21 protein-coding genes are annotated in these 20,924 nt (G+C 57.1%); 5 read left to right on the top strand and 16 right to left on the bottom strand.

What is annotated here, in order from left to right:
* The 5 genes from B3F77_RS16055 to B3F77_RS16075 all read right to left on the bottom strand — a co-directional run.
* Positions 1 to 735, bottom strand: a 735-nt coding sequence (locus B3F77_RS16055; RefSeq protein WP_293605917.1) for a tRNA threonylcarbamoyladenosine dehydratase, incomplete at its 3' end; no start/stop codon positions are given.
* Between the two features lie 56 nt (positions 736 to 791).
* Complete coding sequence (ybgF, locus tag B3F77_RS16060) at positions 792 to 1,553, bottom strand: tol-pal system protein YbgF (RefSeq protein ID WP_293605918.1); 762 nt, start codon at positions 1,551 to 1,553, stop codon at positions 792 to 794.
* A 15-nt stretch (positions 1,554 to 1,568) separates the two neighbouring features.
* A complete protein-coding gene (gene pal / locus B3F77_RS16065; protein WP_293605919.1) occupies positions 1,569 to 2,105 on the bottom strand; it encodes a peptidoglycan-associated lipoprotein Pal in 537 nt (178 codons plus the stop codon).
* Positions 2,106 to 2,154: 49 nt separating this feature from the next.
* Complete coding sequence (gene tolB, locus B3F77_RS16070; protein ID WP_293605920.1) at positions 2,155 to 3,465, bottom strand: Tol-Pal system beta propeller repeat protein TolB; 1,311 nt, start codon at positions 3,463 to 3,465, stop codon at positions 2,155 to 2,157.
* Entirely contained in the window at positions 3,455 to 4,210 is a 756-nt protein-coding gene (locus B3F77_RS16075) for a glycosyltransferase family 2 protein (protein ID WP_293605921.1), read from the bottom strand. The genes tolB and B3F77_RS16075 overlap by 11 nt, the downstream gene beginning before the upstream one ends.
* A gap of 128 nt (positions 4,211 to 4,338) precedes the next feature.
* Between B3F77_RS16075 and B3F77_RS16080 the strand changes: the two genes are divergently transcribed.
* The 3 genes from B3F77_RS16080 to B3F77_RS16090 all read left to right on the top strand — a co-directional run bounded on the left by B3F77_RS16080 (position 4,339) and on the right by B3F77_RS16090 (position 8,354).
* A complete protein-coding gene (locus B3F77_RS16080; RefSeq protein WP_293605922.1) occupies positions 4,339 to 5,649 on the top strand; it encodes an O-antigen ligase family protein in 1,311 nt (436 codons plus the stop codon).
* A gap of 47 nt (positions 5,650 to 5,696) precedes the next feature.
* Positions 5,697 to 7,415 (top strand): lipid A export permease/ATP-binding protein MsbA, encoded by a 1,719-nt coding sequence (msbA, locus tag B3F77_RS16085; RefSeq protein ID WP_293605964.1) that lies wholly within the window; start codon positions 5,697 to 5,699, stop codon positions 7,413 to 7,415.
* 69 nt (positions 7,416 to 7,484) lie between these two features.
* The gene (locus B3F77_RS16090) at positions 7,485 to 8,354 is read left to right on the top strand and encodes a glycosyltransferase (RefSeq protein WP_293605923.1); all 870 of its coding nucleotides are present in this window, start codon (positions 7,485 to 7,487) and stop codon (positions 8,352 to 8,354) included.
* Between the two features lie 153 nt (positions 8,355 to 8,507).
* Here the strand turns inward: B3F77_RS16090 and B3F77_RS16095 are convergent, their stop codons facing one another.
* The 11 genes from B3F77_RS16095 to B3F77_RS16145 form a co-directional block, all read right to left on the bottom strand.
* Positions 8,508 to 9,347, bottom strand: coding sequence for a glycosyltransferase family 2 protein (locus B3F77_RS16095; protein WP_293605965.1), 840 nt, complete (start codon positions 9,345 to 9,347; stop codon positions 8,508 to 8,510).
* Between the two features lie 50 nt (positions 9,348 to 9,397).
* The gene (locus B3F77_RS16100) at positions 9,398 to 10,615 is read right to left on the bottom strand and encodes a glycosyltransferase family 4 protein (RefSeq protein ID WP_293605924.1); all 1,218 of its coding nucleotides are present in this window, start codon (positions 10,613 to 10,615) and stop codon (positions 9,398 to 9,400) included.
* Positions 10,612 to 11,361 carry a polysaccharide deacetylase family protein gene (locus B3F77_RS16105; RefSeq protein WP_293605925.1) on the bottom strand — a complete coding sequence of 250 codons (750 nt, stop codon included), beginning with the start codon at positions 11,359 to 11,361 and terminating at the stop codon, positions 10,612 to 10,614. The genes B3F77_RS16100 and B3F77_RS16105 overlap by 4 nt, the downstream gene beginning before the upstream one ends.
* Positions 11,362 to 11,398: 37 nt before the next feature.
* Positions 11,399 to 12,898, bottom strand: a complete 1,500-nt coding sequence (gene rng, locus B3F77_RS16110; protein ID WP_293605926.1) for a ribonuclease G — start codon at positions 12,896 to 12,898, stop codon at positions 11,399 to 11,401.
* Between the two features lie 20 nt (positions 12,899 to 12,918).
* Positions 12,919 to 13,521 carry a Maf family protein gene (locus tag B3F77_RS16115; RefSeq protein ID WP_293605927.1) on the bottom strand — a complete coding sequence of 201 codons (603 nt, stop codon included), beginning with the start codon at positions 13,519 to 13,521 and terminating at the stop codon, positions 12,919 to 12,921.
* A gap of 102 nt (positions 13,522 to 13,623) precedes the next feature.
* Positions 13,624 to 14,091, bottom strand: coding sequence for a 23S rRNA (pseudouridine(1915)-N(3))-methyltransferase RlmH (rlmH, locus tag B3F77_RS16120; protein ID WP_293605928.1), 468 nt, complete (start codon positions 14,089 to 14,091; stop codon positions 13,624 to 13,626).
* Entirely contained in the window at positions 14,088 to 14,906 is an 819-nt protein-coding gene (rsfS, locus tag B3F77_RS16125; RefSeq protein ID WP_293605929.1) for a ribosome silencing factor, read from the bottom strand. The genes rlmH and rsfS overlap by 4 nt, the downstream gene beginning before the upstream one ends.
* Before the next feature lie 28 nt (positions 14,907 to 14,934).
* The gene (nadD, locus tag B3F77_RS16130) at positions 14,935 to 15,567 is read right to left on the bottom strand and encodes a nicotinate (nicotinamide) nucleotide adenylyltransferase (RefSeq protein ID WP_293605930.1); all 633 of its coding nucleotides are present in this window, start codon (positions 15,565 to 15,567) and stop codon (positions 14,935 to 14,937) included.
* A complete protein-coding gene (hemF, locus tag B3F77_RS16135) occupies positions 15,564 to 16,487 on the bottom strand; it encodes an oxygen-dependent coproporphyrinogen oxidase (RefSeq protein ID WP_293605931.1) in 924 nt (307 codons plus the stop codon). The genes nadD and hemF overlap by 4 nt, the downstream gene beginning before the upstream one ends.
* Before the next feature lie 71 nt (positions 16,488 to 16,558).
* Positions 16,559 to 17,851 carry a phosphoribosylamine--glycine ligase gene (gene purD / locus B3F77_RS16140; RefSeq protein WP_293605932.1) on the bottom strand — a complete coding sequence of 431 codons (1,293 nt, stop codon included), beginning with the start codon at positions 17,849 to 17,851 and terminating at the stop codon, positions 16,559 to 16,561.
* A 76-nt stretch (positions 17,852 to 17,927) separates the two neighbouring features.
* Complete coding sequence (locus B3F77_RS16145; RefSeq protein WP_293605933.1) at positions 17,928 to 18,653, bottom strand: YebC/PmpR family DNA-binding transcriptional regulator; 726 nt, start codon at positions 18,651 to 18,653, stop codon at positions 17,928 to 17,930.
* Between the two features lie 78 nt (positions 18,654 to 18,731).
* Here B3F77_RS16145 and B3F77_RS16150 point away from each other — a divergent pair, with 78 nt between their 5' ends.
* Both B3F77_RS16150 and upp read left to right on the top strand, forming a co-directional pair.
* Positions 18,732 to 20,243, top strand: coding sequence for a helicase HerA-like C-terminal domain-containing protein (locus tag B3F77_RS16150; RefSeq protein ID WP_293605934.1), 1,512 nt, complete (start codon positions 18,732 to 18,734; stop codon positions 20,241 to 20,243).
* Between the two features lie 41 nt (positions 20,244 to 20,284).
* Positions 20,285 to 20,914, top strand: a complete 630-nt coding sequence (upp, locus tag B3F77_RS16155) for a uracil phosphoribosyltransferase (protein ID WP_293605935.1) — start codon at positions 20,285 to 20,287, stop codon at positions 20,912 to 20,914.
* Positions 20,915 to 20,924 lie beyond the last annotated feature (10 nt).

A 20,924-nucleotide genomic window follows, 5' to 3' on the forward strand; every position in this document is an offset into this window, starting at 1 on the left:
CGAGGGGGCTAATTTTCCTTGGGGTGGCCTTGCGGAAAATTGGGCCAAAGCGCTCACAGCAGCGGGCTGCAACACGGGTTCGCGGCTGAAAACACAGGCCACGCCGATTTTTCCCTGACGGGCCGCACCGTGTTCTTTGCGCAGGCGGTAGCGCATCTGCGCCAGCAAGGGGTCGTGCGTGACCCCTGACAGATCTTCAATGTCAACACGGTGTGCGAGCCGCTTGCCACCCGCCGCTCCCACACTGATCAACGTGGCCTTGTTTTTGATGGCCCAGGCCGCCATGGCTGTCTTGGCTCTCACCTGGTCACAGGCGTCGATCACAGCCAATTGCTTCCAGTCAAAACCGCTGCCAAATTCGTCGTTGAATGCGAGAACATCGGGCCAATTCTCAGCATCGACAAACTCTTCGATGCAGTCCACCCTGCAAGCCGGATTTATGTGGGCGATGCGTTCGCGCATCGCCTGTACTTTGGCCTGCCCCAGGGTGTTGTCGAGCGCATGAACCTGGCGGTTGATATTGGATTCGGCGATGTGGTCAAGATCGACCAGCGTCAAGCGGGCCACCCCGCTGCGCGCGGCCGCTTCGGCAGCCCATGAACCCACGCCGCCCAAACCCACCACCACAACGTGCGCAGCGCGAATCCGCCGGGCACCTGCCGCACCGTATAGCCGCGCAAGACCACCGAAGCGCCGATCAAGGTCGGCAGAAATCACCGCTTCGCCGAATGTCATGCTGCTGAAGAGGTACTGCGGTATTGAACTAGCAATTGAATAATTTACAACGATGACTACTTGAGCTTGGTCAGGCGCTCTTTGGCCACGGAGGTTGCTTCAGACTGCGGATACGCCTTTACGAGTTCCTCAAGCGTTTTGCGAGCCGACTTGACGTCCTTGAGTTCCACCTGGCAATTAGCCATCGACAAAAGCGCTTCCGGTGCACGCATATGATCTGGCTCTGCCACCACCAGAGCGCGGAAATTCACTACCGCATCCCGGTAGTTGCGCACGGCATACTGGGCATTGGCCAACCAAAACAGCGCAGAAGATTTGTAGCCGCTTTGCGGATAGCGTTTCATGAAGGCCACGAAACTTGTCTGAGCGGCTGCAAAATCACCCTTGCGAAGAGTCGCAAGTGCTGCCTCAAATTCCTGCTTTTCAGCTGGTTCTGCCACAAACTCCTTGCCATCCACGGTGACCTTGCCGGGTTCAAACTTCCGCAAACGGTCGTCAACGCCCTGCGTAAGGTCTTTCTGGTTGCGCTGCATGTCGGCAACAGCCCTGGACAGCTGCTCATTTTGCCCGCGCATGGTGGCTATCTCGTTACGCAGTGACTCAATCTGGTTGGAAAGATCAAGCATACTACGGCGCAGCTGGGCATTGTCATCGACGGCTTTTCGCAGATCGTCCGTCACGCGCTGCTGAGAAGCGTCGACCTTTTGCCGTAAATCGAGTATGGCTCTGCGCGCCTCGTCGTCTTCAAACAGGGCGGCATGTGCATTGAATGCCAGCACGCAGGCCACAACTGCTGCGGCAACTCTGAACATCTTCACAGTTCGGATTCCGACTTAACGGTAGTTGATTTCAGCGCGGCGATTTTTAGCCATGGACTCTTCATCCGAGCCCGAGGCAGCGGGCTTTTCCTTGCCAAAACTCACTGCCTCCACTTGAGCATCAGCGACACCCAGCAGTTCCAGGGCTCGGCGTACCGCTTCAGAGCGTTTTTGCCCCAATGCCAGGTTGTACTCACGCCCGCCGCGTTCGTCGGTATGCCCCTCAATCGCCACCTTGCGGGACTTGTTGGCCGTCAGGTACTTGGCATGTGCCTCGATGACACTCTGGAATTCGGGCTTGACTACGTAGCTGTCGAAATCGAAGTAGATGACTTTGACCGTGTTGACCGGCCCTGCGCCCGATACGTCCGTGCCACCAATCTGCACAGGTGCCACACTGTTGCTGGCGGCGCCGGCCGCACCATTACCCTGCGCGGCAATGGCTGTCCTGTCCTCTACTGGCACATCATTGAGCTTGACATCGGAGCCGCAGCCCGCCAGCGTGACAGCAAGAACAAGGGAGGAGACGATGGAGAAAAGGATGCGCTTCATGAAGTACCTCAAATAAAAAAATAAAAAATGACAAATTCAAAAGTGGTGACTACCGCTGAAAAGGGCCCCAATCGGGTTCACGGATATCGCCGCCGGCGCCAGACAATCTGGCCTTTATTTTGCCATCAAGCGTTGTGGTCATCAGTGCTTCCTTGCCCTGCTGCCGGGTGGCATACACAATCAAGCGGCTATTGGGCGCAAAACTCGGCCTTTCGTCGGCCACGGTGTCAGTAATTGAAGTGACCGTTCCGCTGGCAAGCTCCATCACATGCAGTTTGAATGCACCGCCCACCCTTGAAACATAAGCCAGCCAACGCCCATCCGGGCTGATAGCCGGGGATATGTTGTAACTTCCCGTAAACGTCACTCGTTCAGGATTGCCGCCTGCGGGGCTCATGCGGTAGATCTGCGGGGTACCACCGCGATCGCTCACGAAATAGAGGACTCGACCGTCGGGCGAATAGGCCGGTTCGGTGTCGATGCTGGACGACTGCGTCAGCCTCTTGGGGTCTCCACCACTGAGGCTTATGGCATAAATTTGAGAGCCGCCGTCCCGGCTCAGGGTAGCGACGAGTTGTTTGCCGTCCGGTGACCAGGCAGGCGCACTGTTGGAACCTCTGAAATTGGCAAGCAAACGCCGCTTTCCGGTAGCCACATCATGCGAATAAATCACCGGCTTGCGGGATTCGAAAGAAACATAAGCCAACTGGGCGCCATTGGGCGACCATGATGGCGAAATGATGGGTTCCGGGCTCGTGAGGGCAGACTGGGCGCCCTCCCCGTCTGAATCGGCCACCCAGAGGTTATAGCGCTGGGCCGCCTTGGTCACGTAGGCTATCCGCGTTGAAAAAATACCTTTTTCGCCGGTCAGCTTTTCATACACAAAGTCCGAAATGCGGTGTGCAGACAGACGCAAATCAGCCTGAGCCACGGTATAGCTCTGGCCGCCCAAGTCCTGCCCCCGCACGATATCCCACAAGCGAAGCCGGACATCAAAGCGCCCGTCGGCAAGGAGCGAGACACTTCCGGTCACCATTGCGTCCGCACCTTTTTGCCGCCAGCTTGCCAAGTCTGGCCGCGTGTTCTCGTCTGCCACCAAGCCAGCGGCGTCAACTGCGCGAAACATGCCGCTACGCTCAAGATCGGCCCTGACGATGCTGCCGATTTTTTGCGGTGATTGCGCTTCTCCCCGAAATGGGGCTATGGCGATGGGTAACTGAGTCAGACCCACGCCGGACACCTCTACGCGAAATTGGGCCAGAGCATGGCTCGCGTAACTGGCGAGCACTCCCGCACCAGCCAACCCTTTGAGCAGGGTGCGGCGCTTAGGCAAGCCCGGATTAAAAAAATCACTTGTCATGTTGACGACCCAAATAATACAACTCGAAATATTTACCAAATGCTGACTGAGCTTGCATGGTACACACTGCGAAACCCATCGCTCCATCTAAAAAGCCCAGCCGAAACACATAGCTACGAAAAAAAGCGGCTATCGCGGCCAACGCAGCGCGCGACATTGTGGTGGTTTGCCCCCGAGCGTGCCGTTCGTGAGCCCAATCCTGACTGTAGCGCTGGAGCTTGCGCCAATAATGTTCAGGGGTCGGGTAGCTATAGTGCAAAAGGGGGTTTTTCAGGCGCACAACTGTGGTGTCGGGTCGCATCAACAGCAATTTTTCATGTACCAAATCGTTGCTAAAGTGCGCCTCGCCACGCTTGAATAATCTGAGCACATAGTCAGGTGCCCAGCCACAATGGCGAATCCACACCCCGCAAAATTGGGTCAAGCGTGGTATGGCGAAAGCCACCGACCGACCATTAACGGGTGCCTGCGCGAGCTGCGCTTGAATTTCCTGCGCCAGCTCGGGCGTAATACGCTCGTCTGCATCAATGGATAGCACCCACTCGCATGTTGCGATATCCAGCGCACGATTCTTTTGGATGCCAAACCCTTGCCAGTCGAGGCTGATGCTGACCTCGGCACCCATGGAGCGTGATATCTCTATGGTGCCATCCGTACTGTCCGAATCAAGCACCACAACCTGATCCGCGAACAGTACCGAGCACAGGCAGTCCGCAATGTTGTGCGCCTCATTTTTGGTGATCACTGTAACGGATAGGCTAGCCAACCAATACCTTTTTCAATTATCTAGGCAATATCCAGCATCAAAATTGCCCTATCTGATGGGTGCGAAGCATAGCAGAGCTCCCGTCAAATTTGACCTGCATGCGGAAATTGGAATCACCGATAATACGCTCTACTCACGAAGCGACCCGTACGATTATTTTGCCAAAAAAGACGATCAATTTCCGGCTCACCATCATCTGCATGGCTGCGGCTTCCGTGGGGTTGTCGATGGTCATCATCAGCATCTCCAAACTCTTGCTGCTGATTTGCGGAATGGCTACTCTGCTCTTCGCCCAACGAGCACCCGAAGCAGGCAAACCGCTGGCGGGAATGCGCACCCCAGTTGCGGTATTGGTTACCATTTCTGCATTCACACTCAGTCTGCTTTGGACAGTGGCGCCGCAAGCCGATGCCCTGGGCTCTGTGGCCAAATATGGCAAGCTGCTCGTGATTGTCTTGATGATGGTCCTCATTCGGGACCGGCGCGAGGCGATGTATGCGCTGGGGTCGTTTGTTGTGGCGCAATTGTTTCTCGTGGCAAGTTCATGGATGCTCTTTGCGCATCTACCCGTTCCTTGGGCGACGTCCAACATGGCGTTGACCGAATACGCGGTATTTTCAAGTTACCTCGACCAAGGCATCATAAGCGCCGTGTTCGCTGCCATTTGTTGGCATTTGCGGGGCTTGGCTCCCGGGCGATTTGGCAGGCACTTCGCGATTTTTTTGGCTTTGATCTCCTTGGGAAATGTGTTTTTTGTATTGAGTGGACGTAGTGGGCACGCCGTTGCCATTGCATTGCTGTCCATTGCAATCATGTGGGAACTCCCGAAGAGATACCGCGCAGTCGTTGTCTTTTTGCCATTCTTGCTGGCTCTGGTTTTATTTTTCAGCTCAACCAAGGTACGCGAACGATTTACACTGGTCAAGACTGAAGTGCAATCGTATTCAACCCAGGTGCAGCCCACTACGTCATCGGGCGTCCGGCTTGATCTTTGGCGCAGGGCGATCCAAGTCATGACCCAGCATCCGATTGCGGGGTCAGGTGTCGGCAGTTGGAGCACTGAATACAACCGGCTTGAACGCGAGCAAAATCCGGCGCACAAGGATATAGACGGCAATGGAAACCCTCATCAGGAATATCTTCTGTGGGGTGCACAACTCGGCATTCCCGGCATCCTCCTTATTGGCCTCCTGATGTATTCAGTGCTGAAGGACGCTATGGGAATGGAAAAGCCCTATGCGCGAGCCACACAATCCGCGCTGCTGGCCTTGGCCGTGGCTTGCCTGTTTAACTCCAGTATCTACGACGCCCAGATTGGTGATTTTTTCTGCGTATTGATAGGTCTGCTGCTAGCTCTGGGCTTCAGAAAACCCGCAAGCCAGGGTATGCCGACACCTCAACACGAGCAAGCGACGTGACCCCGCTCGCAGAAGCAGACGCCGCTGGCACGGCTGCAAAATTGTCCATGCTGCGCAGGATTGCGCGGGTCTGGCCGTATTTCAACGGTTCGCGGGCAGGCTGGGCTCTGGCAATAGGCGCGACCATCGTGGCGTCGGCAACCGAGCCTTTTGTCCCGGCATTACTCAAACCGCTGCTGGACCGTGGCTTTCAGCGGGATTCTTTCAATCTCTGGCTGGTTCCCATCTCGCTGATGCTGCTATTCACCCTGCGGGGACTCTCCGGATTTTTGGCGCAGTTTGCGCTAGCCAAGGTCACCAACGATGGTTTGCAACGGCTGCGCAAGGCCATGTTTGGCAAGCTGTTGAGTGCCCGGCTGACTCTGTTTGCGGATCAAAGCTCCAGTACCATCGCCAATACCGTGGTTTATGAGGTATTCAATGGCTCTTCCCTGCTGATCAACGCCATCCTGAAGCTCGCCCGGGATCTGCTGACGCTGTTGGCGCTGATCGGGTATCTGGTTTATTTGAACTGGAAGCTGACGCTGATCGTCGCTCTTTTGTTTCCAGCCGTGGCGTTTGTCATTCAAGTCTTGTCCAAGCGCCTTTACAGGCTGACCAAGGAAAGCCAAACCGCTACAGACAATCTGGCCTATGTGGTCGAAGAAAATGTCATGGCCCATCGCGACGTCCGCCTGCACGGCGCTCAAGCCAGCCAGGCTAGCCGCTTCGACATCTTGAGTAATTCTCTGCGTCGCCTCTCGATGAAGTCCACCGCCGCCTACGCGGGCATGAGTGCGATCACGCAAGTGCTGGCTGCCATGGCGCTTTCAGCTGTGATTTCCATTGCTTTGTTGCAGAGCGCCGAAAACACCACCACCGTGGGTGGCTTTGTGGCCTTTGTGACAGCCATGCTGCTGCTGATTGCGCCCGTCAAAAGCCTGTCAGATGCCGCAACACCCGTGACTCGCGGGCTGGCCGCACTTGAGCGCGGCATTGACCTCATGGATCTGACCCAGGACGAAACCGGTGGCTCGTTTGTGAAAGCCAGAGCGCATGGCGATATTGAGTTTTCCAATGTCAACGTGGTCTACAAGACCGATGCTGTTCCGGCGCTCAACCAGTTCAACCTCTCCATCAAGGCGGGGGAAACACTTGCGGTCGTTGGCGCTTCGGGCTCTGGAAAAACAACACTGGTGAACCTGCTGCCCAGATTTGTTGAACTGAGTTCGGGCAATATCACCCTGGATGGCAAGGAGATTCGCAGCTGGGACCTGGCCTCCCTGCGCTCGCAATTTGCATTTGTGAGCCAGCATGTGGTGATGCTCAACAGCAGCATCGCCGTGAACGTGGCGCTGGGCCGACCCGTCGATCGCGACCGGGTGAAGGAATGTCTTTCAGCCGCCAATCTGGCTGCGTTGCTTACCGAACTGCCTGAGGGTCTAGACACAGTCCTCGGTCACAACGCCATGCAACTGTCCGGTGGCCAGCGCCAGCGGCTCGCCATTGCACGTGCTCTTTACAAGGATGCGCCTATTCTTGTTCTGGATGAAGCCACGTCGGCACTGGATGCCGAATCTGAGCTGGCCGTGCAGGAGGCAATCAAACGGCTCACATCCAACCGTACGTCGCTGGTCATTGCCCATCGCTTGTCTACCGTTCAGCATGCCGACCGCATCATCATGATGGATTCCGGTCGAATTATTGAGTCAGGTACCCACACGGAACTGCTGGCAAAAAATGGGGCCTATGCCCACCTTTACCGGCTCGGTTTTCAGCCTGCCTAGCCGTTGGCCATTTCGCGTTTCCCGCGTGATTTCAGTTGTCAAATTAAATACCTGAAGGTCTATATTCAGATGAGTGCTTCAATCAGTGGCTTCACCTTCATACGTAATGGCGTAGACCTCGACTTCCCATTCGAAGCGTCCATCCGCTCGCTGTTGCCCCTGGTCGATGAGTTTGTTGTGGCAGTCGGGCGGGGTTCCGACGACACGCTGGAGCGCGTAAGGGCTATTGCAGATCCCAAGATAAGAATCATTGAGACCTTGTGGAACGAACGCATGGCTGACCGCGGTTTTGTCTATGCCCAGCAAAAAATGATTGCCCAGTACTCATGCACGGGCGACTGGGCGTTCTATCTGGAAGGCGATGAAGTCGTGCATGAAGCCGAACTGGCAAACATACGTGCCAGTGTCGAGCACCATCACGCCAATCCCGCCGTGGAAGCGCTGGTATTTGACTACCACCATTTTTATGGCTCACCGGAATGGATTTCCATCAGCCCGGGCTGGTACCGCCGCGAATGCCGCTTGATCCGAAACACCATCCGCAGCTACGCGCCGGATGGCCAGTACTGGCTGGTCACCACCGAGCACAAACGCGGACGTAACCCGCATGCTGCACTTGCCAATGCGCACATCTACCATTACGGATGGATACGCCGCAACGAGGTGATGCAGAAAAAAGCGGATCAGGTGAGTAAATACTGGGCGACACCCGCCACGCAAGTTCGATACAGCCAGTTTGATCGCCGTGCCCTGGCGCACTTTAGGGGTACGCATCCACAGGCCGTGCAAGAATGGCTGGCCAACAACGCCGAGCAGGTTCTGAACATCGACCCAAGCTACAAGCCCACGCCCAAAGAGAACAAGTACCACCTCATGCGGCAGGTTGAAACGCTGACCGGGCTGGATTTCAGCCGCAAGCATTTCAAGCTGGTGGCTTGAAACCGCAGCCGGTCATCGTGCATTTCCAGTTTTCAGACGGCGGCCAGACAAGACGCGAGGAGCAGGCCATAGTGAAGCTATAGCAACGACGAACAACGCGGCCTGGCAGCTGCAGGAACTATTTTCTATCGCATTTATTTGCGGGACAGAACATTAGGCGAGCCAGGCTTTCAGTTTACTGAGACGCCGTTTTCGCAGGAACTCGGCGGTCTCCTCGGGTTCAGGCAGCGCCATCTGAAGGGCCGCTTGGCCCCGGCGAAGGTAATAACGGTCAAACAGCGACGATGTCATGCCCCATTTGCGCATGAACTGCTTCCGGCCGTTGTTCTTGACGATTCGCCCAGTGCTTTTGCACATGAAGTGATACACCAAGCTGTCCCCCACTCCCAAAAAAACACGGCAGCCCGCGGTCCACATCTTCATGGAAAAGTCATTGTCACTGCTCATGCCGGGACTGAACTCCGTGCTGTAACCACCCACCGCATGCCACCATCGCCGATGCACCAGAGTAGGCGGCCAAGTGGCGCCATACCAATCAGCTTTAGCCAGTGTCTGGTATTTTTTTAGTAGCTCATCCTCCTGGAATGTGTCGGCATCGCGCCCGAAATCACAAACGCTGACACAAGGATTACCCGATTCAACTGGTTCAATCATGGTGCCAGACAAAACAAACGCATCATGTCCGATCTGCTGCACTTTATCCAGCAACTTGGAGTCCCATTGCGGGCAGCAGTACATATCGTCGTTGAGGTAGAGAATGAGATCATGCTGCGCGAGTGCGGCGGCCTGGTTAACCGTAAGGCAAATGCCAATATTGACGGCTGAGTGGGTATGTGCGATACCCTGCGAACGTACCCACTCCAGGGTGCCATCACTGCCGTCGTTGACATGGATGATGATTTGATGCTCAAACACGCTGTTGGTCTTCACACTCTCAACGCACAGTTTGAGCAGCGCCAAGTTGTTCCAGCTCGGAATCACGATCGAAAACAGGCTCAATAGCGGAACGGGTTGCGGACTCAGATTCATGTCTTGGCCAAGGTCTAGTGGGAATGATTGAAATGTGGGGCAGTACGCGATGCAGCATCTGCAATGTCACGGTACATCACCTCCTGCTGGCAGGCTATTGTGGACCAGGACCACTGTGACGCAAAATCGCGCGCTCCTGTGGCAAGATCCCGGTACAGCGCCGGCTCCTGCAGGATTCGCGCCAGTCTGTCTGAAAGTTGCCTGGCATCGGTCGGCGAGGACAAAATCAGGGCGTTCACGCCATCCGTGAGCAGACCCGCAATGCCGCAGTAGCGAGAATCGCTCACGACAATCGGCAGCCCATACGCCATCGCCTCCAGGACCACCATGGCGAATGTGTCCTCCAGGGTGGGGTGTGCCAGAATATCCGCCGCTTGGTACAAAGGCGATACGTCCCTGAGATGCCCCAAAAAGTGGACTCGCTCGCTTACCGCCAGGGCCACGGCTTTCTGCCGGAATCTTTCAATGTAGGACGGGTTTCCGACTACTGCCAAGGCAACATCGGATGGCAAACGCTTCAATGCATCCAGAAGCGTTCCCAGCCCTTTTTTTTGATAGTCATTGGCTACAAAGGCGATCAGAGGTCCATGGGCCGGCAACCCCAAACTGCGCCGGGCAGCCAATCGGTCCGACCCGGCCGCTGGCACGACCACGCCTGGCGAAATAACAGACAGCACTGACGCGCAGGCGGGATAGGTGTGCTCCAGCACCTCTTTAAGAGCTGGCGACGTCGCGACGATTTGACGCTGGCCACGAAGAGTAAATCGAAATCTCTCGATCACAAGGTAGGCCAGCAAACGCGGACTGGTCACGACCTTGATCCATCGCAACATAAGGCGCCAACCCGTGCGCCCATGAAACAGGTTGTATTTAACCGGCAAGACATGAACCGTCTGAATATCGCCATGCCAGGTGTTTTCATGGGAATGCACCACATCAAAACCGCGCCGCGTGCCCCACCAGGTGGCTGTGGCAAACCACAACTGGTTGATCCAGCGCGGCTTGCGCAGTGGGGCAGAAACCCGATGATAGGTAACACCCGGCCAGTGGTGGTCTATTTCCTGGGCAAACACGTGAATCTCGTGCCTGGCGGAAAGCTGCTCAACCAGTGCAATGGAATAGCGTTCTGCCCCCCCGCCCGTAGGTGAAAAAGTCCGGTTGAAGACCGCGATGCGCAGTTTCCGGTGGGCAGGGCTCGGGTGCTCTGCCGGGCTTGATGGAGGCTGGCTCATTTTTTTCGGCGGTCCTCGTAGCCGGTCGCGATTTTTAACCAGAAAACCGGCAAACTGGTCGAGCGAAGCACGGGTACCCGCGGCAGTTGCAACAGATCTGTCTGCGCATGGCAGCGACTCCGCTGGGTGGTGGTGGCCGTCGCAAAACCCAGTTCACCGGCCATGGCCACGTGTTTGGGCTCATACTGGCCATAGGGGTAGCAAAAATGATGGACTGGCTGGCCAATGGCTGACTCAAGCTCCGTTTTCCCCACGGCCATTTCCACACGGCACCCGCTATCGTTGGTGGCCAGTAAATTCACGTGCTGGCGAGTGTGCGAACCAATTTCCTGCCCTGCTGACACCCATTGACGAATCTCCGCTTCGTTCATCAATGGCGTCTGCGCAATACCCAGACCTTCATCCCACACATTGGTCTTGCCGAGCAAGCCACTCACGGCGTAGCAGGTGGACGAAAACCCCTGTTTAAGCAGTGCAGGCAAGGCATGGGTGAGGTTGTTCTGATAGCCGTCATCGAAGGTAATGCCGACGACTTTACCGACCCGTTCACCACACAGGTAGGGCTGCAAGCCGCTCATAGACAAGCCCGTATAGCCCAGCAGCCTGAGCCATGCCATCTGCCGTGCAAAAGCCTCTGGCGCCACATACAGACTGCGAAAAGGGCTGCCTTTGGGTGGGGCTGCGGCTATTTGGTGGTACACCAGAATGGGAATGGGCTTGCGGTTGGCTGTGTAGGTAGTCGCCATGCTTTGAAGATTGCTTGAGGTAGCACTTGAGGTCATGTCATAGCAGGACGATGTCATATTGTTCTTGCGCCATGGCCGCTTCGGCCTGCAGGGAAATGGGCTTGCCAATAAAGTCGCTCAGGCTCGCCAAATGCAGGCTTTCCTCATCCAGAAAAAACTCAATCACCTTGGGCGATGCCACCACCCTGAATTCCCGTGGATTGAACTGCCGCGCTTCGCGCAAAATTTCACGCAGAATGTCGTAGCTCACGCTTCGCGCCGTTTTGACCACACCTTTACCCATGCAAGCGCTGCACGGTTCGCACAATTGGTGGGCCAGGGACTCACGGGTTCGCTTGCGTGTCATTTCCAGCAAGCCCAACGCCGAAAAGCCGTTCACTGTAGTCTTGATACGGTCCCGCGCCAGTTGCTTCTGGAACTCCGCCAGTACCGCATCGCGGTGGTTTTCCTTGATCATGTCGATGAAATCGACAATCACAATGCCGCCGAGATTGCGCAGGCGAAGTTGCCGGGCAATCGCCTGTGAGGCTTCCAGGTTGGTTTTGAAGATGGTGTCGTCAAAATTCCGGGCACCCACAAATCCACCGGTGTTCACGTCGATGACAGTCAAGGCTTCCGCCTGGTCAATGATCAGATAACCTCCGGATTTGAGGTCAACCCGCCGGCCCAGCGCCTTGGCAATTTCTTCGTCAATATTGAACAGGTCAAAAATGGGCCGCTCACCGCTGTAAAGCTGAAGCTTTTGCACGGTTGCAGGCATGAACTCCACCGCAAAGGCTTTCAGCTTTTCAAACTGCTCGCGGGAATCGATGCGGATGGTTTGCGTACCCTCCACCACCAAGTCGCGCAGCACGCGCTGCAGCAGGCTCAGGTCCTGATGCAGCACAGACGTCGACGGCAGGCGCAGCGAGGCATCCTTGATACGCGACCAAGTTTTGCGCAGGTAGGCAATGTCTTCTGCCAGCTCTGTATCCAAGGCGTCTTCACCATTGGTCCGGAGAATGAAACCCCCGCCCATGTCACCGGCCAGAGCCTGCACACGCTGGCGCAAGTCCTCGCGCTGCCGTGGTGGTATTTTTTGCGAAACGCCGATGTGATTGTCCTGCGGCAAAAAAACCAGCAGGCGACCGGCAATGCTGATTTGCGCCGTCAGCCGCGCGCCCTTGGTGCCAATCGGGTCCTTGAGTACCTGCACCATCAGGGCCTGCCCCTCGAACAGCTGCTTTTCAATGGGTTGAAGCGATGCCGTCGCTGGTGACGTCAATGTTTCAGTCGCCTGCAAACCGTTTTCTGCGTGACGGCTGTTGATGCTGCTCATCAAATCGGCGACATGCAGGAAAGCAGCCCGGTCCAGGCCAATGTCTATAAAAGCCGACTGCATGCCTGGTAGCACCCTGGCCACCTTGCCCAGATAAACATTGCCCACCAAGCCACGCTCCAGCGTGCGTTCAACCTGCAATTCCTGCACCGCACCTTGCTCAACCACGGCCACCCGGGTTTCCTGCGGCGACCAATTAATCAGGATGTCTTGTTGCATGACTTGTAAAAAGTTGGAAGCTAGATTTTGAGGCCGGCGGCGTGTAGCAGCCCGGCCGTTTCCCGCAGCGGTAGCCCCATGATGCCACTGTAACTGCCATGGATGCGGGCGATATGCATCGCCACCCTGCCCTGTATGGCATAGGCACCCGCTTTGCCCAAGGGCTCACCGGTGGCCACATAAGCCCGGATTTGCGCGGCAGTCATGGCCTCAAAACTCACACGAGACGTACTGAGCGCCTCAAAACGCCGCCGCCCCTGCTGTACCGCCACGGCAGTCAGAACACGGTGCGTACAACCGGCAAGCTCGCGCAACATCCGCATAGCGTCCCTGGCATCATCCGGTTTTCCATAAATAGTGCGTCCCAGCGCCACGGTAGTGTCAGAGCACAAAATTGGCGCTGCAGGGAGTTTCCGGTGCTTCAGTCGCTCCGTGGCCGCGTCCAGCTTGAGGGCCGTGACGCGCTTGACATACGCTGCAGGCGCCTCATTTTTAAGCACAATCTCCAGCGCTTCAGCATCTTCACCAGCATCCGGCAGCAGCAACTCATACCGCACACCGAGTTGCTCAAGCAACTGCCGGCGCCTTGGGCTTTGCGATGCTAAATAGATAAAGTCAGCCATAGACAAGCGTGGGGGCCAGTTTCGCCGCCGGGCCGCCCCAAGGCGAAGCCGCCCCCTCTGGGGGCAGCGCATTACACGCAGTGAAAAGCGTGGGGGCCATATTTATTCACGGTGGTAGGGGTGATTGATGGTGATGCTCCAGGCCCGGTAAAGCTGTTCAATCAGCAGAACGCGCACCATGGCATGTGGCAGGGTCAGGTCTGACAGGCGCAAGCGTTCGTGCGCTGAGTGCTTGAATCCGGCATCCAGCCCGTCCGGCCCACCAATCACGATGGCGACATCGTCGCCTGACAGTTGCCATCCCTTGAGCCTTTCAGCGAGCGCCATGGTGGTGACCGCCGTACCGCGTTCATCAAGCGCCACTACATGGCAACCCCGGGCGATGGCGCCTTCTATACGCCCACGTTCAGCGGCAAGCAGGTTGTCGAGGGTTTTGGATGTGCGCGGCTCGGTTTTAACGGCCTTGAGCTCAACCTTCAGCTCGGGGGGGAAGCGCTTGGCGTAGTCATCATAAGCCGTCTGCGCCCAGTCGGGCACCTTCTGGCCGACGGCTACGATCGTCAGCCTCATTGGCTCCGGGTCGAGGTTTTCTTGGCGACTGGTTTCTTCGCGACCGTTTTGGCTGCAGTTTTAGTGGCAGTTTTGGCGGCGACTTTCTTCGCAGCTGCCTTTTTGGCGGCAGGTAATTTAACAATGGGAATTTTGGCCGCAGGTCGGGCTGCCGATTTTGCGGGCGCGGTCTTAGCAGTCACCTTGGCACCCAACTTGCCGCTTACCTTGCTTGTTTTTGCAACAGGCTCTGCGGCAGGTGCTGTCGCGTTCCTTTTTGCGGTCCAGTCGTTTGTTTTACCCACCTTGCCCACATAGCTTGAGTCAACCGCTTTTGCTGATGTTTTGACAGCGGATTTCACAGCAGACTTCACCCCGGGTTTCCGTTTTGATGCAGGTTTAGCCTCTACTTTGATTTCAGGTTTGGACGCTTTCACCAGAGGTGCGGGCGCTCCCAGTTTGAGCTTGACAGGTTTGTCGCCCCAAAGCTCTTCAAGGTGGTAGTACTGGCGGATCGTCGGCTGCATGATGTGCGCGACGGCGGCGCCACAGTCGACGATGATCCATTCTCCGTTGGCTTCACCTTCAATGCGGGGTTTGGCAAAGCCGGCATCTCGCACCGCATCGCGCACACTGGCAGCGAGGGCTTTGGTCTGGCGGTTGGAGGTTCCTGAAGCGATGATCACGCGCTCAAAAAGAGAGGTGATGTGCTCAGTGTCAAATACCTGGATATCCTGCGCCTTGACGTCCTCCAGGCCATCAATGATGGCGCGCTGCAATTTTTGGACATCTTTCTTGTCGGCGGTGCTGGTGGTTTTGACAGTGGTGGAGGTCATGCAGTGTTTTGCTTCAATGAGGTGGAAATTAATGGGAACGGTACAGCTGATGGAGTGAAATATAACGCGCAACCGGCTCGGGGACCAGCTGGGCAATTCCCTTGGCTGTGGCGACACCCGAGGCCATCAACTGGCGGATCTGGGTGGCGCTGACAGCCATCAGGGGCAGCTTGAGCGTGAAAAAACGGTTGGCATGCCCTGTGTAGGCATCAAATTGGGTCTGGGCCAGCGTGGATTGAGCACGATCAGCTATACAAATTATAGCAAGCTCAAGAATGTCCTGCCATCGGTGCCATTGCCGGAAAGCAGCAAACTGGTCAGCCCCAAGGAACAGGTAGAGCTGGGCCTGCGGATTTTCCGCTTGCAGTGCCTGCAGCGTGTCAATCGTGAAGGTCGGCCCCGCGCGTTGCAGTTCACGGTCATCCACCACGACGCGCGGCACATCTTTAAACGCCAGCCGGGTCATGGCCAGCCGGTGAACAGGCGCGCTCAGCGCCCTGGCTTTATGCCAAGCCTGCCCGGTCGGAATGATGTAGAGGGTATCCAGCCCGAACCGCTCCAGCGCCGCCTGCGCTAGCGCTACATGCGCATTGTGCGGCGGGTCAAATGCGCCGCCAAACACGCCGATGCGCTTGGCCCCTGGGGATGATGCAGCACTCAAACCCAGTCCCGCCTCATCAGAAACTCCTTGTACAGGCGCTCTTCAGGGGAGCCGGCTTCGACCTGGCGCTGGTAGGCCCAACTCGCCAGCGGCGGCATCGACATCAAAATCGACTCTGTTCTCCCGCCCGACTGCAAGCCAAAGTGCGTGCCGCGGTCCCACACCAGGTTGAACTCGACGTAACGACCTCGCCGGTAGAGCTGGAAATCGCGCTCCCGCTCGCCATAAGGCGTATTTTTGCGCCGTTCAACAATCGGAAGGTAAGCCTGCAAAAACGAATCCGCCACGCTTTGCATCATGGCAAAGCTCTGGTCCATGCCCAGCTCCTGGAAATCGTCAAAAAATACACCGCCTATGCCGCGCTGCTCCTGGCGGTGCTTGAGGTAAAAATACTCATCGCACCATTGTTTGAAGCGCGGATATTTGTCGCTGCCGAACGGCGCCAGCGCATCTTTGCAGACCTGGTGGAAATGCACCGCGTCTTCATCAAAACCGTAATAAGGCGTCAGATCCATGCTGCCACCAAACCAGCAGACGGGCTCACGCGAACCGGCTGCAGGTGTCGCCGCCAGCATGCGCACATTCATATGCACGGTCGGCACATAGGGGTTGCGCGGGTGAAACACCAGCGAAACGCCCATGGCCTCAAAAGGCGCGCCAGCCAGTTCGGGTCTGTGCTGGGTGGCCGAGGGAGGCAGCTTGGGGCCACGCACCTGCGAAAACCCGCAACCGGCACGCTCAAACACCTGGCCACGCTCCAGAATCTGGGTGATGCCGTCTCCCTGCAGCGCTTCCCCAGGTTCTTTTTGCCAGTGGTCGGCTACAAAAGACTGGCCGTCGACCTCGGCGACAGCGCTTGTAATGCGCTCCTGCAGTCCCAGTAAAAAGGTACGAACGCTTGAAAGATCGGTCATGCTCATTGAACCAAGAAACAGTCATTGAACGCTCCCGCGTGATGAACGCGAAAGAAACGGCTATAAATCCATACTCATCAGGATTTGACGGCCCGATGTCCAATGTCCTTGCGGTACTGCGCGCCATCAAAGTGAATACCCTGGGCGACTTCGTAAGCACGCTGCTGGGCGGCCTTAACTGTGCTGCCCAGCGCCGTCACACAAAGCACACGGCCGCCAGCGGTAACCGTGCCACTGTCCTGCTTTTGCGTCCCCGCATGGAACACCACGACATCCTCAGCCGCTTTGGGCAAGCCCTGGATGACATCGCCCTTGCGGGGATGGAGCGGGTAGCCATGCGCTGCCATCACCACGCCCAAGGCCGGGCGACGGTCCCACTCCAGCTCGATCTGATCGAGCGTACCAGAGGTGGCCGCCATCATCACATCATAAAAATCAGTTTTCAGACGCATCATGATGGGCTGGGTTTCAGGATCACCCATGCGGCAATTGAACTCCAGCGTCCGCGGCAAGCCCCGTGCGTCGATCATGAGGCCGGCGTACAGAAATCCGGTGTAGGTGATGCCGTCTTTTTCCATGCCCTTGATGGTAGGCAGAATGATTTCGCGCATGGCGCGCGCATGCACCTCAGGTGTCACCACCGGGGCCGGTGAATAGGCGCCCATGCCACCCGTGTTCGGGCCCTGGTCGCCATCGAGCAGGCGCTTGTGGTCCTGGCTGGTCGCCATGGCAGTCACGCTTTTGCCGTCGCACAACACAATGAAGCTGGCTTCTTCGCCCTGCAAAAATTCCTCAATGACGACGCGTGCGCCACCTTCGTTGTGCGTGACACCCAACACGTTGTGATCGGGGCCGCCGACCAGCATGAACTCAATCGCCTCATGCGCCTCATGCAGTGTCATCGCAACCACCACGCCTTTTCCGGCCGCCAGGCCATCAGCCTTGACCACGATAGGCGCACCCTTCTCGTCGACATAGGCGTGGGCGGCCACCGCATCGGTAAAGGTTTCGTAATCCGCGGTCGGAATGTTGTGGCGCTTCATGAAAGCCTTGGAAAAAGCCTTGGAGCTTTCCAGTTGGGCCGCTGCCTTGGTCGGTCCAAACACCCGAAGGCCATGCGCGCGAAATTCATCAACAATACCAGCTGCCAGCGGCTGCTCGGGGCCCACCACCGTCAGGGCTATTTTTTCTATGAGGGCCCAGGCACGTAGCGCCTGAACGTCCGTGATATTGATGTTTTCCAGGCGTACATCCGCCGCAGTGCCGCCGTTGCCCGGCGCCACATAAACCGTTCGCACTTTGGGCGATTGAGCCAGTTTCCAGGCCAGGGCGTGTTCACGGCCACCGCCGCCCACCACTAAAACTTTCATGCTGCAGCTTTCATTGGTTTACTTTTATTCTTTCGCTTTTATTCTTGTGCTCTTGATATTGCAGTTCCAGGGTGCCTTACTCAGAAAGCTCCGCGTTATGAAAGACTTCTTGCGTGTCGTCCAGATCTTCCAGGACATCCAGCAGCCTTTGCATCTTCTGCGCATCTTCACCCGTCAGCTCAATCGTGTTGTCGGCGCGCATGGTGACTTCGGCAAGCTCGGGCTTCAGTCCGGCAGCCTCCAGTGCTTTTTTGACGGCTTCAAAATTGGTATACGGCGTCAGCACCTCTATAGCGCCGTCGTCATCCGTGATCACATCGTCGGCACCGGCCTCCAGCGCCACCTCCATGACCTTGTCTTCACTCGTACCAGGCGCAAAAATCAGCTGCCCACAGTGTTTGAACTGAAAAGCCACAGAACCTTCGGCGCCCATGTTGCCGCCGTGCTTGGAAAACGCATGGCGAACTTCAGCCACCGTGCGCACTTTGTTGTCGGTCATGCAGTCAACAAGAATGGCTGCCCCGCCAATGCCATAGCCTTCATAACGAATTTCCTCGTAATGAACGCCTTCCAGGCTGCCTGTGGCCTTGTCAATATTGCGCTTGATGGTGTCGGCAGGCATGTTGGCCGCCTTGGCCTTGTCCACGGCCAGGCGTAGACGCGGGTTGGTGTCCAGGTCCCCGCCGCCCAAGCGGGCAGCTACCATGATTTCGCGGATCACCCGCGTCCAGACCTTGCCGCGTTTGTCGTCCTGGCGACCCTTGCGGTGTTGAATATTCGCCCATTTGCTATGACCAGCCACGACAGAACCCCTTGTTTGATGGATTAATTGATTTAATCTACAGGCTGCATTTTACTTTTTCACTTACTGGACCCTTTGATGGCTGAATCCTCGACATCTCCCCTGGTGATCGCGAAGAACGCTTCAACCCAGTGCGAGCTACTGCCCGGCCTGGCCAATCGCCATGGGCTGATCACCGGCGCCACCGGTACGGGCAAGACGGTCACGTTGCAAACACTGGCCGAAAATTTCTCAAAAATTGGTGTTCCAGTCTTCATGGCTGACGTCAAAGGCGACCTGACGGGCATCAGCCAGGCGGGCCGCATTGGCGAAAAAATGGCCGGCATTCTGAAGGAACGCGGTATTGAAACGCCCGCGCCGCTGGCCTGCCCGGTCACGCTGTGGGACGTGTTTGGCGAGCAAGGGCACCCGGTGCGTGCCACCGTCTCCGACATGGGCCCGCTGCTGCTGGGCCGCATGCTCAACCTCAACGAAATCCAGGCGGGCGTGCTCAATCTGGTGTTCAAAATCGCCGATGACTCTGGGCTGCTGCTACTCGACCTGAAAGACCTGCGCGCCATGCTGCAGTATGTGGGCGAGCATGCCAACGAGTTCACCACCCAATACGGCAACGTCAGCGCCGCCAGCGTGGGCGCCATCCAGCGCGGGCTGATGCAGATCGAAAGCCAGGGCGGCGACCAGTTTTTTGGCGAACCCATGCTCAACATCAGCGACTTCATGCAGACCGACAGCGACGGGCATGGCGTCGTCAACATCCTGGCCGCCGACAAGCTGATGAATTCGCCCCGCCTGTATGCGACCTTTTTGCTGTGGATGCTCTCCGAGCTGTTCGAGCAACTGCCCGAGATCGGCGACCCCGACAAGCCCACGCTGGTGTTCTTCTTTGACGAAGCCCATTTGCTGTTCAATGAAGCGCCCAAAGTGCTGATTGAACGCATTGAACTGGTGGTGCGCCTGGTGCGTTCCAAGGGCGTGGGCGTTTATTTTGTGACGCAAAACCCGCTGGACATTCCAGATTCGGTGCTGGCGCAGCTGGGCAACCGGGTGCAGCACGCCCTGCGCGCCTTCACACCACGCGATCAGAAAGCCGTCAAGGCAACGGCCCAGACCATGCGGCAAAAACCCGGGCTGGACATAGAAACGGCCATCACCGAGCTGGCCGTCGGCGAAGCCCTGGTCAGCCTGCTGGATGTCAAAGGCCGACCCAGCGTGACCGAGCGGGTTTACGTGCTGCCGCCGGGTAGCCAGATCGGTCCGATCACGCCCCAGCAGCGCCAGCAGCTGCTGCAAAACTCACTGGTTGCCGGTGTCTACGAAAAGAGCGTGGACCGTGAATCGGCGTACGAGAAGCTCAAGGAGCGTGCGGAGGCAGCGGCTCCGCAGCCCGGAACGGCGGGCCAGGCCGCGTCCGGCGGCATTCTGGGTGGGCTGAACGACATGCTGTTTGGCAGCACCGGCCCACGCGGCGCCAAGTACAACGGTCTGGCGCAAAGCATGGCCAAGTCCGCCGTGCGCACCATGGGTTCTGCGGTGGGGCGCGAGATCATTCGTGGCGTGCTGGGCAGCCTCTTGGGCAGCAAGAAACGCTGAAAAGGCAAATCAAGAATCCACAACAAGAAAGCTACAAATTCATGAGCAACGTTCACCTGATTGATCACCCGCTGGTTCAGCACAAGCTGACCCTGATGCGCCGCAAGGACGCCTCCACCAGCACCTTTCGCACCCTGCTCAATGAACTGAGCACCCTGATGGCCTATGAAGTGACCCGCGACATGCCACTTCAGGATGTTGAGATCGAAACGCCGCTGGAAACCATGACCGGCAAGATGATTGACGGCAAAAAACTGGTGTTTGTGTCCATCCTGCGCGCTGGCAACGGCATTCTGGAAGGCATGCTCAACGTGGTTCCGGGCGCCCGTGTCGGCCATGTGGGCCTGTACCGCGACCCAAAAACGTTGGAGCCGGTTGAGTATTACTTCAAGATGCCGCAGGAAATGGAGGAACGCGACGTTGTGATCGTTGACCCCATGCTGGCCACCGGCAACTCGGCCATCGCCGCCGTGAACCGGCTCAAAAAACTCAAGCCCAAATCCATCAAGTTTGTCTGCCTGCTGACTTGCCCCGAAGGCATTGCCGCACTGCAAAAAGCCCATCCGGATGTGGCCATCTACACCGCAGCCATTGACAGGCAGCTCAACGAGCACGGCTACATCCTGCCGGGGCTGGGTGATGCGGGCGACCGCATTTTTGGAACAAAATAGGCATTCAGCC

Source organism: Polaromonas sp. UBA4122 (assembly GCA_002381615.1).
Taxonomy (GTDB): Bacteria; Pseudomonadota; Gammaproteobacteria; order Burkholderiales; family Burkholderiaceae_C; genus Polaromonas.

Excerpts from the sequence above, each read along its gene's own strand:
- B3F77_RS16100 (WP_293605924.1), bottom strand. The coding sequence starts at position 10,615 with ATGAGCCAGCCTCCATCAAGCCCGGCAGAGCACCCGAGCCCTGCCCAC.
- msbA (WP_293605964.1), top strand. The coding sequence starts at position 5,697 with ATGCTGCGCAGGATTGCGCGGGTCTGGCCGTATTTCAACGGTTCGCGG.
- hemF (WP_293605931.1), bottom strand. The coding sequence starts at position 16,487 with ATGAGCATGACCGATCTTTCAAGCGTTCGTACCTTTTTACTGGGACTG.
- rng (WP_293605926.1), bottom strand. The coding sequence starts at position 12,898 with ATGCAACAAGACATCCTGATTAATTGGTCGCCGCAGGAAACCCGGGTG.
- upp (WP_293605935.1), top strand. The coding sequence starts at position 20,285 with ATGAGCAACGTTCACCTGATTGATCACCCGCTGGTTCAGCACAAGCTG.
- pal (WP_293605919.1), bottom strand. The coding sequence starts at position 2,105 with ATGAAGCGCATCCTTTTCTCCATCGTCTCCTCCCTTGTTCTTGCTGTC.
- tolB (WP_293605920.1), bottom strand. The coding sequence starts at position 3,465 with ATGACAAGTGATTTTTTTAATCCGGGCTTGCCTAAGCGCCGCACCCTG.
- B3F77_RS16150 (WP_293605934.1), top strand. The coding sequence starts at position 18,732 with ATGGCTGAATCCTCGACATCTCCCCTGGTGATCGCGAAGAACGCTTCA.
- B3F77_RS16090 (WP_293605923.1), top strand. The coding sequence starts at position 7,485 with ATGAGTGCTTCAATCAGTGGCTTCACCTTCATACGTAATGGCGTAGAC.
- B3F77_RS16115 (WP_293605927.1), bottom strand. The coding sequence starts at position 13,521 with ATGGCTGACTTTATCTATTTAGCATCGCAAAGCCCAAGGCGCCGGCAG.
- B3F77_RS16105 (WP_293605925.1), bottom strand. The coding sequence starts at position 11,361 with ATGGCGACTACCTACACAGCCAACCGCAAGCCCATTCCCATTCTGGTG.
- rsfS (WP_293605929.1), bottom strand. The coding sequence starts at position 14,906 with ATGACCTCCACCACTGTCAAAACCACCAGCACCGCCGACAAGAAAGAT.
- purD (WP_293605932.1), bottom strand. The coding sequence starts at position 17,851 with ATGAAAGTTTTAGTGGTGGGCGGCGGTGGCCGTGAACACGCCCTGGCC.
- rlmH (WP_293605928.1), bottom strand. The coding sequence starts at position 14,091 with ATGAGGCTGACGATCGTAGCCGTCGGCCAGAAGGTGCCCGACTGGGCG.